Origin of the sequence: Agrobacterium sp. CCNWLW155, from assembly GCF_036888815.1 — a bacterium.
In the GTDB taxonomy this organism is placed as follows: domain Bacteria; phylum Pseudomonadota; class Alphaproteobacteria; order Rhizobiales; family Rhizobiaceae; genus Agrobacterium; species Agrobacterium radiobacter.
Genome location: NZ_JBAKFW010000005.1, coordinates 272,619 through 287,176 on the forward strand (window position 1 = coordinate 272,619; position 14,558 = coordinate 287,176).

Sequence of the window (14,558 nt, forward strand, 5' to 3'; positions counted from 1 at the left end):
CGGGCACCACCCGCCTCCGGGGTGACCGGTGCGAATGGCGCGAGGGTAACGAGTTCCCGCGCCGCAATGAGGAGCACCGAAATGCCGCTTCCTATTCCGCCTTTTCAAGCGCCGTCAGGATCTCATAGGCCGTGGAGACACGTTCCTCGTTGGGATAGTTTTTATTGGCCAGAATGACGATGCCCAATTTCTGGCTGGGGATGAACGCCACATAGGCGCCGAAACCATTGGTGGAGCCGGTCTTGTTGATGAAGACATCCTGACGCGGCTTCATGGGCGGCGAGATTTCGGAGACCGGAACGGTCTTGAGCAAGGCGCCGGAGTTCAGCTCTCGCAGCGTCTTCAGCGGCGTTGGATGGGCATATTGCTCCCAGACCATATCCTGCGTCATGGCGTCGACGCTGAAATATCCCGTATGGGTGTTGGTGAGCGCCTGCTGGATTTTTCCATCCAGCTTTTCCAGACCCATATTGGCGTTGACGAAGCGGATCATGTCCTGCGCTGTCGATCTGACGCCGTAGGCCTCGGATGAAAGAATGGCGGGCGTCATGCGGGCCGGTTCGCCGGTTCGCTTATAACCTTGTGCGTAGTCGACCATCTTTGCCTTGGGCACTACGGTGAAGGTGTTCTTCAGACCGAGCGCGGGGAACAACGTGTCCTGCATGACGACATCAAAGCTCTGGCCCATGGCTTTTGCGGTAATGTATCCCAGCATTCCGATGCTGGGATTGGCGTAGGTTCGGTGCGTTCCAGGCTTGTAGGAGGGTTTCCAGGCCTTCAGATAGGCCAGCAACTGCTGTTCCGTCTTGATGTTGTCGGGCACCTGAATCGGAAAGCCGCCGGCGGTGTGGGTGCCGAGATGCATCAGCCCGACATTGCCGAAAGGCTTGCCCTTCATGGAGGGAAGATAATCTTCAACCTTGCCGGAAAGCGAGAGCTGGCCGTTTATCTCGGCATAGGTGCTGAGCGTGACGGTGAATGTCTTGGAGATGGAGCCGAGTTCGAACAGCGTCTGCGGGGTCACGGGCTCATTCGTGCTTTCGGACATGACGCCATAGGTGAAGATGTGGCTCTGACCATCAACGCTGATACCAACGGCAAGACCGGGGATGCCGTTCTTCTCCATGACCGGCTTGATCGCGGCATCCGCTATCGCTTTCAGCCTCGTTTCATCGGCGGCAAAGGCCTGCGTGAACAGGCTCGTCGAGAGCAACGCAGCCAGTGCGATATGTCTGCGATTAAGTTTCATCTTTCGCATTCTCCAAAACCTTGAGTGGATTTTCGGCTTGTTCGCCATCCCCAGCGAAAAACGTTTAACCGCCCTACATTGCACGAACAAATCATGATATCTCGGAAGAGACACAAGAAAATCTAGGTCTTGAATGGTTCGGCAATTTCTTCCCCTGAACGGCTTGCGGGCCTTTGAAGCATCCGCCCGGCACCTGAGCTTCACCCGCGCGGCCATCGAACTGTGCGTGACGCAGGCGGCCGTGAGCCAGCAGGTGAAGGGGCTGGAAAAGCGGCTGGGGGTTGCGCTGTTTCAGCGGCTTCCACGCGGGCTGAAAATTACCGCCGAAGGTGAGGCCCTGCTGCCGACGGTGACCAGCTCCTTCGACCAGATGGCGACGACGCTCGACCGGATCGAGGCCGGACAGGTGCGCGAGCTGCTGTTTCTGGGTGTCGTGGGAACCTTTGCCGTGGGCTGGCTGCTGCCACGGCTGCAGGCGTTTCAAAAGCAGCATCCCTTCATCGATGTGCGGGTTTCCACCAATAACAACCGCGTCGATATGGCGGCGGAAGGGCTGGATTTCGCCATCCGTTTCGGCCAGGGCTCCTGGCACGGCACGGATGCCTTTCGACTATTCGAGGCGCCTCTTTCCCCACTCTGCACCCCGAAACTGGCGGAGACGCTGAAAACGCCCGCCGATCTGATGGAAGCGACGCTGCTGCGCAGCTACAGGGCCGATGAATGGAGCAACTGGTTTGCGGCCGCCGGCGTAACGCCTGCAGCACAGGTGAATGCAGGCATTGTTTTCGACACGTCTCTGGGCATGATGGAAGCCGCCCTGCAGGGGCTCGGCGTGGCGCTGGCGCCGCCATCGATGTTTTCGCGGCATCTCGCCTCCGGTGCAATCATCCAGCCTTTTCCGGTTACCATTTCGCTCGGAAGCTATTGGCTGACCCGGCTGCAATCGAAACCGCCCACACCCGCCATGCAGGCCTTCTCCGACTGGATGTTCGAGACCATGGGCACCGCAGTATGACGACTATATCAAGGCAAGTAGAACGCCGCCGACCGCGCAGAGGACCACCACGGCCCATGGCGGCGTTTTCCAGATCGTCAACAGGATGAAGCCTGTCAGCGCCAGGGCGAAATCCTTCGGGGTGAAGATGGCGCTTGTCCAGACCGGATCATAAAGCGCTGCGCCGAGAATGCCGACGACGGCGGCATTTGCGCCACGCATGGCAGCCTGCGCCAGAAGGTGCTTGCGGAACCCTTCCCAGAAGGGCAGCGCGCCGACGAGCAGCAGCATGCCGGGAAGGAAGATCGCAACAAGGGCGATCGCCGCGCCCGCAACACCGTTGGGCTGCGGCCCCACCACCGCACCGAGATAGGCGGCGAAGGTGAAGAGCGGGCCGGGCACGGCCTGGGTTGCGCCATAACCCGCGATAAAGGCATCTTCCGTAACCCAGCCTGTGGCGACGACTTCGGATTGCAGCAGCGGGAGCACCACATGGCCGCCGCCGAAGACGAGCGCGCCTGCGCGATAAAAGGCGTCGAACAAGGAGAGGCCCTGTGAAGCTGCCGCCGCCGCAAGCAGCGGCAGGAGGGCGAGAAGCAGGGCGAAGGCGGCAAGCGCTACGTATCCGACGCTTTTGGGCACCCGGAAGGCGAGATGGGTGGCCTGCCCCGCGGCATCCGAACGACAGAAGACAAGCCCGGCAACGGCGCCAATGGCAAGCGCCAGAACCTGCCCGAAGGCGCCGGCGACAAACACCACGCAGACGATGCCGGCCAGCGCGATGCTGGCGCGTTCACGATCCGGCGCGAGGCTTTTCGCCATGCCCCAGACCGCCTGCGCGACGACGGCGACGGCGACGATTTTCAGCCCATGCAGGAGGCCGGTGCCGACCGGCCCATCGATGGAGGCGGCGACCATGGCGAAGAGAAGGAGGAGAATGGCGGATGGCAATGTGAATGCCGTCCAGGCCGCGAGCGCACCGACCGGGCCTGCGCGCAGCAGCCCGAGCGCAAACCCCACCTGGCTGGAGGCCGGGCCGGGCAGAAACTGGCACAGCGCCACAAGATCGGCGTAACCGGCCTCATCGATCCATTTGCGCCGCACGACCAGCTCATCGCGAAAATAACCGAGATGGGCGATGGGGCCGCCGAAAGAGGTGACGCCGAGCTTCAGGAAGGCCGCAAAAACCTCGCCGGGCGTGCCGTGTCTCTGGCTGCGCACTTCGGTCTCTATGGTTCGTGTTGACGATTTCACGAAAGAACTCCCTGCGTGCAACGGCTATTCGTCAACACATATCGGCCTCAAGACGGTTTCGGTATCAGACACCATTATGACAGGGATATGAAGGGGCTGGCGGCAGGGACGCCGGAAAGTTGCGAGAACTTTCCGGCGTCGTTTGGCGATTATCCGACGAAGGGCCTATCGCTCGGTCGGCAATAAATCGGTGAAGTGCGAAATCCAGCCATTTTCATCCGTGCCGCCGGAAAAACCTGTTGCCTCCCAGATGATGTGATGCCTGTTGCTGCCGTTGTGAATGGTCACCGCGGCGGCGATGGGGGTCGGCGACCGCCACGAAAAGTTGCGGTTCGGACCGGGCTCGATATGGCTGAGGGATTCAAGCTGGACATCATCGAGGAACAGCACCGTGCTCATCTGGGTCTCATAGAGGTTTTCCCATCGCGCCTGCGCCAGCGCATTTGCCGCTGCAACGAGAAGATTGCTCTCGCCGACGGGATCGGCGAGGGCCGCCAGACGCCATGCCGCGAAGATATTGGTGATATCCCCCGTGCTGAGCCCGAGGCTCGACAGGAATTCGATGGTCTGCGCATTGCCGAAAGCATCATAGCCCGCTTCACCAAAGGGCCGGATATGCTTGACCACGAAATTGCTGAGAATTGGCATGTTTGTCTCCTTTTTTTGGACATGAGCCACCTGTTTCCGGACGTTGACGTGCGGGATCGCATGGTGGGATTCTGTGTTGATTGGGTGCCGGGATATCTCCGGCAATCGATGGGAATGTGGTCAGTGTTCGGCTTGCCGGCCTAACCGAAGGTGATGGCGACGCGGGCCGGCATGCCCAAAAATTCCTGCAGGCCGAGGCGCGTTCTGGCCCCGCCCCGCCCGGCCGGCCATGGGTCGAGAATATGCAGTTCGAGATCCTTGCCGTTCACAGTGTAGCCGTAGACGAGGTAATAATGGTATTCGGTTCCGATCACGAAGACGCGGTTGTTATCGATCTCGCTCCTGACGATATCGGCCGTCAGACCGTTGACGAAATGGCCGCCGGTCGTGGTGTGATCGAAGGCGTTCCACTGGCTGGACACCAGCTTGACGATATTGCTGTTCGGATTTGCCCCACCCAGTTCAAGGATGCCGGCGGATTGATCCAGAACTTGCGCCAGCTCCCAGCGTTCCTGAACCTGCGGATCGACGGTCGCGAGCGCTGCGGTATTGCGTCTCGCAATGTCGTATTGCGTGGCCGCAGGAAGCCCGCGATAGGCCCGCACCATCTGCTCGACGGCGGCAAAGCACCAGGCGGCGGTGTCCTGAGGCACCAAAACGGGAGGGTTATTGACTGTCGGCATGGTCTTCTCCTTTCTGAAAATGACGCGGCATGGGGCGCTTCGATGGCGGCCCGGTGCCCGTCGTTGATTTGGTGAATGTCGAAGTTCCGGCGGCCGTCCTGCCGGCATATGCGCCGGCAGGACATGCCCATGATCCATGCCAAGGGGGACGATTCCGGCTGAGACCATGGATGCGCTTCCTGCCGGGCCGGAAAGGGAACGGCAGGGTCTCAGGGGATCAGGCGGTCTTGCTCAGATCCTGACGATAGGCCTGCAGCGACGCGATTTTTGCGTCCGCAGCGGCCTCGCGTTCGGCGACGATGGCCGAGAGCTTCTCCGCGACACCTGCCAGATAGGCCGGCAGATTGGCACTGTCGATATATCCGCCCTGCAACTTGTTCAGCTTCGACCATCCTTCGGCAAAGCTGCGGTTGAAGCGGTCGGAGACGATCACCACCGCGTGCCACTGGGCGGTTTGCCTGACGAAGAACTCGTCGACAGAACGGATGAGCTGCGCGAAGCGGTTCTTTCGCAGCGTCTCCTGCCCGGCGACATTTTCAATGCCGGTGATCTGATGCTGGGCATCATCTGCAACCGCTTGCATGAAATCGGCGAAGCCCTTGAAGAAGAAGGCTATTTCTTCAACGATTTCCTTCATGCGTTTCAGCGCCGAAATGCTGACATTGAGCGATTGCACCGCAAGCTTGATCTTGTCATCCTCTGCCTGCTTTCCCTTCAGGAGGGCGTTGATCCTGATGAGCTCGGCCGCCTGGGTACGGCGCTCCTTCTCATAGGCCTCCGCCTTGTCGATCATCTGCATCTGGATTTCGCGCAGGCTGGCCGCCTGCTGCTGCTGCTCTTCGGAAAGCTTGCCCAGCCCCTTGTCCAAAGCATCGAGCGAGGCCTGCAGGCTGGAAATAACCGTTTGCTGAGCGGCGATCTTTTCTTCCTGCGCCTTGAGTTCCGCGGCGCGTGCAGCCAGACGTTTATCGAGTTCGGCAAGCTCGATGGCCTTGCTCGATTTGGGGTCGGCGCTTTCCGCGTCGTCCGCAAGCTTTGCCTTGGCGTCCTCGAGCGACTTGACATCTCCCTTCAGAGCGTCGCGTTTTTCCTCGCTCTTGCGAAGCTCGGCTTTCTTTTCGGAAAGCTCGCTCTGCTTGGCGGCCGCATCGGCCTTGCTTCCGCCGCCTGACGGGGTGCGGGAGCCGCCGCCCTGCCCCTGCCCGTCCGTATCCTGTCCGGCCTTGGATTGTCCTGAAAGCGCGCCGCCAACCGACGAGGCCAGCATGGAGGCGGGACCGCCTGCCACCATGGCAATGGCGGGAATCGCGCTTGAAATCATCTGCGCGCCGACCCGGACGATCGACATGACAAAAGCACGCTGCTCGGCCGTATTGGCCCGCTGCTCATATTCCCGAGCCTTCTTTTCGAATGCCGCAACCTGTTCCTTGAGATCGTTGACAAGCGATTCAAGCTGTTCCCGTCGTGCGTCCGCCTCCCGGATTTCCCGTTCCATCACCGCTTTATCAGCGAGGCGTTTGCTCAAGGCTGTTTCGCTCATATCCGTGGTTTGGGCCGTGTCCCTGATGATGGCGTCATAGGTCGCAGCAAGGGCAAGAAGCTCGTCTCGAACGCTGAGCGCCCTGTCCCGGATGCCCGTTGCGAGCTTTATCAGATCGTTGGAGACGAATGCCTTTATTTCGGCCTGATCGTTTTCTTCCCTGACATCGAGCCAGTCCGGGAAAAGATCGGCGATGGACAGGCCGATGCGGGTGGCCGCCTCCATCGCGTTCTTCATGACTATTTCGCTTTTCTGCTGCGACGTGATCAGCCTGTTCATGATAGCGCTGATGCGGACGCGAATATCGCCGTTTTCCTGCGGTGTTGTGTTGTAGGCGATGTAAAGCAGATCAATCGCATTGTCGGTGTCGCGCTTGGCGCGCTCGACATCATAGGTTCCCTGGATCTTATCGACATAGGACCGGACAAGCGCCGTATCCGACTTGGGAAGGCTGAAATTCGGTTGCGAAACGATCGCATCGACGCCGGCGTCGATTGCGCTGTTGATCTGGGCGGTCCGGCTTTCGAAAGTCACGACATTGTTCATTTTCATGCTCCTGTTGATGGGTGGTTACGGAGAGTCATGGGATTGATCGTTCACGATCCGCACTGCTTCTTCGCGTCGTCCGGCAGTCCGGCCTCGGTGGAGGAAATGAACTGCGGCACGTCTTTGGTCAGGCTGTCGATCTCGGTGGAGAGCCGCGTAACCTGACGTATCTTCGCGTCGTCAGGATTGACCTCGCTCGCTTCCTTCAGAGCGCTGGTGAAGTTGCCGACCTGAATGTTGAAGTCCTGAACCTTGACGTTGATGGTGGAGATCGTCGCTTTGAGCCTGGTGATCTGCTCCTCCAGAGTTTTCACCGCTTTCTCGTTCTCCGCGTGGCTCTGCTGTGCCGCCGCAAGCTGGCGGCGATTGTTTTCGAGCTGGTTGCGAACGCCTTCAAGAGCCGCCCGGGCATTGTCCAGCCGTGGCTGCGCGGTGCGGTATTCCCTCTCCGCATCATTCATCCAGCCCAGCGCCTTGACCGCCGCGTCACCCGCCTGGCAAATTCCCGGCAGGAAGAAGAGTACGCCGCTGCATATTTTTACTCGCTTGGCCTGCTCGTCCATTTCCTTCCGGGCTTTTTCGAAGGTGGCCTGACGCGCCCTGACGTTCTCGCTCTCGGACTGAACCAGCTCCTCATAGCCCTTCACGCTGGTTTCGGACTGCACCACCTGCCGCTCCAGCTCGATCTGCAGGTACATGGCCTGCCCCAGCGCCTTCTCGCGGTCGGCGCTGAGCTGCTGTTGCGCCGCCAGATGTTCCATCAGGCACACGGATCGGCGGCCGAGCAGTTCGCGGCTCGCTTCCGCCTGTTCCAGTTTTGACTGGAAAGCCGCCGTCTGCTCGGCGGTGAGGGTTGCCGCGTTCGCAAGGGCCGGCTGGCCCACGGACGGGATATCGAATTGCATCGCGATGGCCGCAAGGCCAACAAAAACAACATTTTTAAGTTGAATCATTTCAACCTCCTCTGAAGAATCGGGGATGAATAAAAGGCATGACGGGCTCTACGCGCCGCCCGGCATCGCTGCCGACCGCGCCCGAGACATGGCAGTAACATTCGGGTGTCATGTGGTTTCGGATGCATCTTTCGCGATGTCGTCAATGCCTAAAAAGCAACCATCAAAGATTGTATTCATGGCAAATGGACGAAAGATTTCGCATCCATGGCTTCATTAAATTATGCAATAAAAACAGTAGATAACTTTATTGTCAGCGTCACCCTCGCAAACCGTCTCAAAAGGGAACACATTTTAACGCGCCCCTTAACATTCAATTTATGAGAGTATTTTTTAATACCGCGCAACAGAGCCTCGGGGGAGTGCAACAAAATGCACGCATCTTCCGGAGCGGAACCTTTCGGCTGTTACGTCTGCCCCAAGCAGCCGTCGTCAGCGAGCAGAACTCACGTTTTCGAATTCGCCATAAAGTAGCGAAGAGCAAAAAACCACGGGAGAAAGGTATCCGGAAAAGCAGGCGCTCCAGCTTCAAAGACCCACCCCAAAAGGGACTTCGTCCGGCCTCAGCCGGACGTGCTTCGAGAGAGGCTGGACTTACTTGCGAACCGCATCCTGAACGATGCCGCCTTTGATGATGCTGTCACCTATCTTTGCACCCACATATCGGCCGTCTTCAAACAGGAGCAGCGCCTCGTCCGCGCGTTTGGAGACTTCGGCGCTTTCGCCACCGTCATGTGCGCCGTCGGCCTCGGATCTGTTCATGGCGGGCAATTTACGCTGGCGGCGGTTCAGGCAGTTGTCGTTCCACCTGGCTGGGCATCCAGCCGCAGGACACGCGCATTGATCGACTGGCTGGAACTGGAAAATACCGCGCAGCGGCACCCGCCAAGCGGGGATAACCGCGAGCGGCCATGGCGCCTGAGCGGCTGGCTCATTACGGCAATCGAGACGCTCGCCACGGCCTATCTCACCGCGGCTTCGCCATGGGAAATCTCCCCGGCAATGGAGGCATCAGGCGAAAAGGCTGTCGGAACAGACGCCGTTATCGACGGTGTGAGCTGGTCACTGCGGCACGCGCAGGATTTGTCTTTTGTTTCGGAGGAGATGCGGATGTTCCTTGGGCATGCGCCCGGTTTCCCCATCCTGTTGGACTTACTGTCGGCCGCGAAAACAGAGGCGTGCGATGCGACGGGTTGCGTGTTCTCCCGCAAGGCGGCCGCCCGTGCGTACGGGATCAGCCGCGCTCACGTTACGGCCATGCTTGCCAGGGCCGAGCGGTTCAACATGCTGATGAGAAACGGATCAAGAATAGTTCTGAGCGATCCGGCATTGCAGAACGTCCAGCGCGATCTGGCCTATCAGCTCGCCTTCGTCGTTTTATGGACGGAGGCGGCGAAAACGTCTCCGCCGTCTGCCGATGGCCCGGAGAGCCTGTCCGGCCGAAATGCCTCCAGCAATCCGCGATAGGGCTTGGTGAGCGGCGTGGCATAAGCGCCGCGCTTGGCGGTTGATAACCCCATCGACACCAGCGATTCCGCCTGTTTGACGGCCGCCGCGACGCCATCGACAACCGGTACACCGAATTCATCGCGCAGTTCGGCGGCAAGGTCGGCCATGCCGGCGCAACCGAGCACGATCGCCTCCGCCCTGTCCTCTTTCAGCGCCAGCGAGATTTCCTCCCGCAGCCTTTCGCGGGCGTTCGAGCCGGGATCTTCCAGCGACAGGACAGGAATATCGGCAGCGCGCACGTTGCAGCGGGCGGACATGCCGTAACGGTGGACGAGATGTTCCAGAGGCAGCCGTGAGCGTTCCATCGTTGTGACGATGGTGAATTTCTGCGCGATGAAGGCGGTGGCGGAGACCGCCGCCTCGCAGATGCCGATAACGGGAATATCGGCGAGCGCGCGGGCCGCATCGAGCCCGGTATCGTCGAAACAGGCGATGACCGCCGCGTCGGCTCCCAGCGCCGGGGCCTTTGCAAGCTCCAGCAGGAGGCCGGGCACGGCGAAAACCTCGTCGTAATAACCTTCGATGGAGACGGGGCCCATGGACGAGGTGACGGCCAGTATTTCCGTATCGCGGCCGGCTATCCGCCTCGCGGCGTCGGCAATGGTCGCGGTCATGGATTGCGTGGTATTGGGATTGATGACGAGAATGCGCATTTTACGTTTCTTTATCCGCGTGAATGGCGGCGATTGAGCGTAACGATCAGGCCAAGCGTGGCCGCAATCACCAGGAAGGAAAACAGGGTTGTAACAGCACCGAGCGCATAAAGCACCGGCGTCGTGACATTGGTGGTCATGCCGTAGATTTCCAGCGGCAGCGTGTTGTAGGTGCCTGATGTCATCAATGTACGGGCGAATTCGTCATAAGAAAGCGTGAAGCCGAACAGGCCGACGCCGATCAGGCTCGGCGCGATCATCGGCAGCACCACATGGGCGAAGGTCTGCCAGGAAGACGCGCCGAGATCGCGGGCGGCTTCTTCATAGGACGGCGAAAAGCGGTTGAAGACGGCGAGCATGATGAGTACGCCGAAGGGCAGCGTCCAGGTGAGATGCGCCCCGAAAGCTGATGTATACCATGAGGGTTCCAGTCCAAGCTGCTGGAAAAGAACACCAATTCCGAGCGAAATGATGATCGATGGCACGACGAGGCTTGCGACCGACAGGTAGAATAGCGGCGTCGCGCCGATGAACCTGCGCCGGAAGGCAAGGCCCGCCAGCAGCGACACGAGCACCGTGACGGCCATGACCATCAGCCCGAGGCCGAAGGAGCGGCGGAAGGAGCCGCCGAAATCGCCGACCGCCTGCTGTTCGAAGAGATTGCCGAACCAGTGCAGCGAAACGCCGTTCAATGGGAAAGTCAGGCCGCCATTCGGCCCCTGAAAGGCGAGGATGAGGATGGCCGACAACGGGCCGTAAAGAAACAGCACGAAGAGGGCGAAAAAGAAGGCGAGGATATAGAATTCGCGGCCGCGTTTTTCCTGATGCATGGGACTATAGCTCCTTGCGGATATCGACGATGCGCAGGATGCCCGCGACCATCAGAAGAACGAGGATGAGCAGGATGACGGCATTGGCGGCGGCGGCAGGATATTGCAGCAGCGACATCTGGTTCTTCATCATCAGCGCCACCGACGCGCTCTGGCCGCCGGACATGACCTGAACCGTGGAGAAATCGGCCATGACCAGTGTGACGACAAAGATGCTGCCGATGGCCATGCCGGGCTTGGCAAGGGGAATGATGACGTTGCTGAGCGTCTGCCAGCCCGTCGCACCGGCATCACGCGCCGCTTCGATCAGCGATTTGTCGATGCGCATCAGCGTGTTGAAGATCGGCGTGACCATGAACAGCGTATAGAGATGCACCATGGCCAGCACCACGGCGAAGTCCGAATAAAGCAGCCATTCGATCGGCTCGGGAATGACGCCGGTGCCGACCAGCGCACTGTTGACGAGACCGTTTCGTCCCAGAACCGGGATCCAGGAAATCATGCGAATGATGTTCGACGTCAGGAAGGGCACGGTGCAGACGAGAAACAGCACCATCTGCATCGTGGTGGTGCGGATATGGAAAGCGAGGAAATAGGCCACCCAGAAACCGCAGAACAGCGTGATGGCCCAGACCACGGCGGCATATTTCAGGGTGTTGAGATAGGTCTGCCAGGTGACCCACGAGCCGAGCGTTTCCAGATAATTGAAGGTCACGAAGTCGGGATACATCTGGGCAAAATCGTAATCCCAGAAACTGACGACGGCGATCATGAGGATCGGCAAAGCCAAGAAAAAGCCGAGGATCAGCAGAAGCGGGGCGGCCTGCACATAGGACACAAGCTTTTGCGGCAGCGCGAAGCTACGGGGCGGCCTGTCCTTTTTGTCGCTGACGCCGATGAGCCTGACCGTCACCATCATGAAGCCTTTCCCTGAATTTGCGGAAGCACCGGCGGCAATGCCGCCAGCCAGCACGTGACAAGCCCTCCACACTCTCGACGTCATCCTCGGGCTTGACCCGAGGATCCAACCACGTCTGAGGTGGTGGATCGTTAGATCCTCGGGTCAAGCCCGAGGATGACGGACGAGAGGTTTGTGCGCCTGCCGATTTCAGGACCGGCGACGATAAGCCGCCGCCAGTTCCGTCTGCATACATCAGGCCGCGATGAATTCGTTCCAGCGGCGGACCATGTAGCGGTCTTCGTCCATGACGGAGTTCCAGCACGCAACCTTGCCCATGCGCTCCTCGAAAGAGCCGCCATCGCGCACCGCGCCGGCCTTTTCCATGACCTTGCCGTCGGGCGCGATGATGTCGCCCTGCGCTGGCTTGCCTTCGACCCAGTAACCCCACTCGTCGGCGGACATGTGCTCCTTAGCCGTTTCCATGGCGGCGGAATAATAGCCCTGGCGGTTGAGGTAAGCGCCGACCCAGCCCGAGGTGTACCAGTTGATATATTCATAGGCCGCATCGAGTTTCGCGCCGGATAGATGCTTGGCGAGGCCGAGGCCGCCACCCCAGGAGCGATAACCCTCCTTCAGCGGCTGGTATTTGCAGGCGATGCCCTTGGAGCGGACCGCAGCAACCGCAGGCGACCACATGGACTGGATGATGACTTCGCCTGATGACATGAGGTTGACGCTTTCATCGAAGCTCTTCCAGAAGGCGCGGAACTGGCCGTCCTTCTTCGCCTTGATGAGGAAGTCGATGGTCTTGTCGATCTCCTCCTTGGTCATGTTGCCCTTGTCGGCATATTTGATGTTGCCCATGGCTTCCATGATCATGGCCGCATCCATGATGCCGATGGAGGGGATGTTGAGGATCGAGGCCTTGCCCTTGAACTTGGGGTCCATGATATCGGCCCAGCTGGTGATATCGCGGCCGACGAGATCGGGGCGGATGCCGAGCGTATCGGCATTGTAGATGGTCGGGACCATGGTGAAATAATCGGTCTCACCCTTGGCGAACTTCTTGTCGCCGGGCTTTTCGACGAAACCAACCGTGTGCGGGGCCGTGCCCTGCGCCACGACGCTGTCCGGCTTCAGCTTGCCGTTTTTGAACAGCGGCACGATCTTGTCGTAATATTTGAGCTTCTTGATTTCCATCGGCTGGATGACGCCGGCGGGATAGACCTTCTTCAGGATCCAGTATTCGATATCGGCGATATCGTAGGAGTTCGGCTGGGTGACGGCGCGCTGGGCGGCCGCATCCGAATCCGTCGCCGTCATCTCGAGCGTGATGCCGAGATCGGCCTTGCACTTTTCGGCAATGGCGTTGAGGTTCGACACACCCGTGCCGAACTGGCGGATGGTGATGGGGTTCTGCGCCCAGATGGTCGGGAAGCCGGTGATGAGGCCGGAGCCGATCGCGGCGCCCGTGGCGGCAGCGCCCGCCTTCAGGAGGCCGCGGCGGGACAGGCCCATTTTGCTGTTGGTAGTATCTGTCATTTCAAAGTTCTCCTCTGGTTATTTTTGGGGTCACTTCTCTACCCGGCCGAGCACGATGGCATCGGCCGCATTCCATGAAAGCGGTATGGCGTCACCGGTCCTGACCGGATTTTCGAAGAAGGCGGCATCGCTCAGGATGACGTTGAAATCCTCGATGCCCGCGCCGGTCACGGCGATCTTCACGCTCGCGCCGCGATATTCGACATTCGAGACGATGCCGGTGAAACCGAGCCCCGGCTGGTCTGCTTCACCGACGCGGACGCGGTCGGTGCGCACGGCGATGTCGACTGCGCCGTCATCGGGGGCGACGCCGCTTGCTGTGAAAGTGCCGCCGCCCACCACTTCGAGCGTGACGAGATCATCCGATTTTTCCCGATAACGCCCGGAAATAACGTTGTGGTCGCCCATGAAACGGGCAACGAAGGCGGTGGCGGGACGCTCGAACACCTCGCGCGGGGTGGCTGACTGTTCGATACGGCCGTCATTCATGACGACGATGATATCGGCCAGCGCCATGGCCTCTTCCTGGCTGTGAGTGACGTGGACGAAGGTGATACCGAGCGAGGTCTGCAGCTTCTTCAATTCGGCGCGCATGCGGATTTTGAGGAACGGATCGAGCGCCGAAAGCGGCTCGTCCAGCAGCAGCGCCTCGGGATCGGTGATGAGCGCACGCGCCAGCGCCACGCGCTGCTGCTGCCCACCGGAAAGCTGGGCCGGACGCCTGTTGGCATAGGGCTCAAGCTGCATCAGCTGCAGCATCTCAAGCGCCTTCGCCCGGCGAGCTTCCTTGTCCACACCCTTCATCTTGAGGCTGAAGGCGACATTGTCGACGAGATCGAGATGTGGAAACAGCGCGTAGGACTGGAACATCATCGCCGTGCCGCGTCTGGCCGGCGGCAGATCAGTGACGACCGTATTGCCGAGCCTGATATCACCGCTGGAGATGCTCTCGTGGCCGGCGATCATCCTGAGCGTCGAGGTCTTGCCGCAGCCCGACGGGCCGAGCAGGCAGCAATAGCTCCCGGCCGGTATCTTGAGGCTTATCGCATGCACGGCGGTGGTGTTGCCGTAAATCTTGGATACGGAAGCGATGTCGATTGCTGCGGCTTTGCTCATAAACACTCTCCTGCGACGTCTTTGTCATGCAGGAGGCGTGCCAATCGGCTTAGCCATTGATGTAAAATGATATTTTTCTGCGCACCCGAAACCCGTGTGCGGACCTGCTCAATTTTACATCGATTGTTTTCGATTCATTG

14 protein-coding genes are annotated in these 14,558 nt (G+C 59.8%); 2 read left to right on the forward strand and 12 right to left on the reverse strand.

The genetic code is table 11. The features are described from left to right. Positions 1 to 91: 91 nt before the first annotated feature. Positions 92 to 1,249 carry a class C beta-lactamase gene (gene ampC / locus V6S97_RS16895; protein ID WP_334427557.1) on the reverse strand — a complete coding sequence of 386 codons (1,158 nt, stop codon included), beginning with the start codon at positions 1,247 to 1,249 and terminating at the stop codon, positions 92 to 94. A 133-nt stretch (positions 1,250 to 1,382) separates the two neighbouring features. Between ampC and V6S97_RS16890 the strand changes: the two genes are divergently transcribed. Then, entirely contained in the window at positions 1,383 to 2,264 is an 882-nt protein-coding gene (locus tag V6S97_RS16890) for a LysR substrate-binding domain-containing protein (protein WP_080864986.1), read from the forward strand. A gap of 3 nt (positions 2,265 to 2,267) precedes the next feature. Here V6S97_RS16890 and chrA read toward each other — a convergent pair whose 3' ends face one another. The 6 genes from chrA to V6S97_RS29195 form a co-directional block, all read right to left on the reverse strand. Beyond that, positions 2,268 to 3,497, reverse strand: coding sequence for a chromate efflux transporter (chrA, locus tag V6S97_RS16885; RefSeq protein ID WP_112278175.1), 1,230 nt, complete (start codon positions 3,495 to 3,497; stop codon positions 2,268 to 2,270). A gap of 165 nt (positions 3,498 to 3,662) precedes the next feature. Next, positions 3,663 to 4,145, reverse strand: coding sequence for a hypothetical protein (locus tag V6S97_RS16880; RefSeq protein ID WP_080864984.1), 483 nt, complete (start codon positions 4,143 to 4,145; stop codon positions 3,663 to 3,665). Between the two features lie 140 nt (positions 4,146 to 4,285). Beyond that, positions 4,286 to 4,828, reverse strand: a complete 543-nt coding sequence (locus V6S97_RS16875) for a hypothetical protein (RefSeq protein WP_060723484.1) — start codon at positions 4,826 to 4,828, stop codon at positions 4,286 to 4,288. Positions 4,829 to 5,045: 217 nt separating this feature from the next. Beyond that, complete coding sequence (locus tag V6S97_RS16870; RefSeq protein ID WP_060723485.1) at positions 5,046 to 6,914, reverse strand: hypothetical protein; 1,869 nt, start codon at positions 6,912 to 6,914, stop codon at positions 5,046 to 5,048. A gap of 50 nt (positions 6,915 to 6,964) precedes the next feature. After that, a complete protein-coding gene (locus V6S97_RS16865; protein ID WP_334427556.1) occupies positions 6,965 to 7,867 on the reverse strand; it encodes a hypothetical protein in 903 nt (300 codons plus the stop codon). Between the two features lie 594 nt (positions 7,868 to 8,461). Next, positions 8,462 to 8,629: a hypothetical protein gene (locus V6S97_RS29195; protein ID WP_162691919.1), complete on the reverse strand. Its 168-nt coding sequence runs from the start codon at positions 8,627 to 8,629 to the stop codon at positions 8,462 to 8,464. Positions 8,630 to 8,707: 78 nt separating this feature from the next. On the opposite strand from V6S97_RS29195, the gene V6S97_RS16860 reads away from it, so the two are divergent. After that, positions 8,708 to 9,334: a hypothetical protein gene (locus V6S97_RS16860; protein ID WP_112346094.1), complete on the forward strand. Its 627-nt coding sequence runs from the start codon at positions 8,708 to 8,710 to the stop codon at positions 9,332 to 9,334. On the opposite strand, the gene V6S97_RS16855 is transcribed toward V6S97_RS16860, so the two are convergent. From V6S97_RS16855 to V6S97_RS16835, 5 genes are all read right to left on the reverse strand, one after another. Continuing rightward, on the reverse strand, positions 9,226 to 10,029 hold the full coding sequence (locus V6S97_RS16855) for an aspartate/glutamate racemase family protein (RefSeq protein ID WP_026372406.1): 804 nt from the start codon (positions 10,027 to 10,029) through the stop codon (positions 9,226 to 9,228). The two genes, V6S97_RS16860 and V6S97_RS16855, sit on opposite strands and share 109 nt — an antisense overlap. 11 nt (positions 10,030 to 10,040) lie before the next feature. After that, positions 10,041 to 10,859 carry an ABC transporter permease gene (locus tag V6S97_RS16850; RefSeq protein WP_026372407.1) on the reverse strand — a complete coding sequence of 273 codons (819 nt, stop codon included), beginning with the start codon at positions 10,857 to 10,859 and terminating at the stop codon, positions 10,041 to 10,043. A gap of 4 nt (positions 10,860 to 10,863) precedes the next feature. Next, positions 10,864 to 11,775, reverse strand: coding sequence for an ABC transporter permease (locus V6S97_RS16845; RefSeq protein WP_020812849.1), 912 nt, complete (start codon positions 11,773 to 11,775; stop codon positions 10,864 to 10,866). A 237-nt stretch (positions 11,776 to 12,012) separates the two neighbouring features. Continuing rightward, positions 12,013 to 13,302, reverse strand: coding sequence for an ABC transporter substrate-binding protein (locus tag V6S97_RS16840; protein ID WP_111785151.1), 1,290 nt, complete (start codon positions 13,300 to 13,302; stop codon positions 12,013 to 12,015). A 30-nt stretch (positions 13,303 to 13,332) separates the two neighbouring features. Continuing rightward, entirely contained in the window at positions 13,333 to 14,418 is a 1,086-nt protein-coding gene (locus V6S97_RS16835) for an ABC transporter ATP-binding protein (protein ID WP_020812847.1), read from the reverse strand. Between the last annotated feature and the right edge of the window lie 140 nt (positions 14,419 to 14,558).

What these genes read in the sequence shown, in the direction of transcription:
- V6S97_RS16845 (WP_020812849.1), bottom strand. Translation starts at nt 11,775, where the DNA reads ATGGTGACGGTCAGGCTCATCGGCGTCAGCGACAAAAAGGACAGGCCG.
- V6S97_RS16890 (WP_080864986.1), top strand. Translation starts at nt 1,383, where the DNA reads ATGGTTCGGCAATTTCTTCCCCTGAACGGCTTGCGGGCCTTTGAAGCA.
- V6S97_RS16835 (WP_020812847.1), bottom strand. Translation starts at nt 14,418, where the DNA reads ATGAGCAAAGCCGCAGCAATCGACATCGCTTCCGTATCCAAGATTTAC.
- V6S97_RS16855 (WP_026372406.1), bottom strand. Translation starts at nt 10,029, where the DNA reads ATGCGCATTCTCGTCATCAATCCCAATACCACGCAATCCATGACCGCG.
- V6S97_RS16865 (WP_334427556.1), bottom strand. Translation starts at nt 7,867, where the DNA reads ATGATTCAACTTAAAAATGTTGTTTTTGTTGGCCTTGCGGCCATCGCG.
- V6S97_RS29195 (WP_162691919.1), bottom strand. Translation starts at nt 8,629, where the DNA reads ATGAACAGATCCGAGGCCGACGGCGCACATGACGGTGGCGAAAGCGCC.
- V6S97_RS16870 (WP_060723485.1), bottom strand. Translation starts at nt 6,914, where the DNA reads ATGAACAATGTCGTGACTTTCGAAAGCCGGACCGCCCAGATCAACAGC.
- V6S97_RS16875 (WP_060723484.1), bottom strand. Translation starts at nt 4,828, where the DNA reads ATGCCGACAGTCAATAACCCTCCCGTTTTGGTGCCTCAGGACACCGCC.
- V6S97_RS16880 (WP_080864984.1), bottom strand. Translation starts at nt 4,145, where the DNA reads ATGCCAATTCTCAGCAATTTCGTGGTCAAGCATATCCGGCCCTTTGGT.
- ampC (WP_334427557.1), bottom strand. Translation starts at nt 1,249, where the DNA reads ATGAAACTTAATCGCAGACATATCGCACTGGCTGCGTTGCTCTCGACG.
- V6S97_RS16850 (WP_026372407.1), bottom strand. Translation starts at nt 10,859, where the DNA reads ATGCATCAGGAAAAACGCGGCCGCGAATTCTATATCCTCGCCTTCTTT.
- V6S97_RS16840 (WP_111785151.1), bottom strand. Translation starts at nt 13,302, where the DNA reads ATGACAGATACTACCAACAGCAAAATGGGCCTGTCCCGCCGCGGCCTC.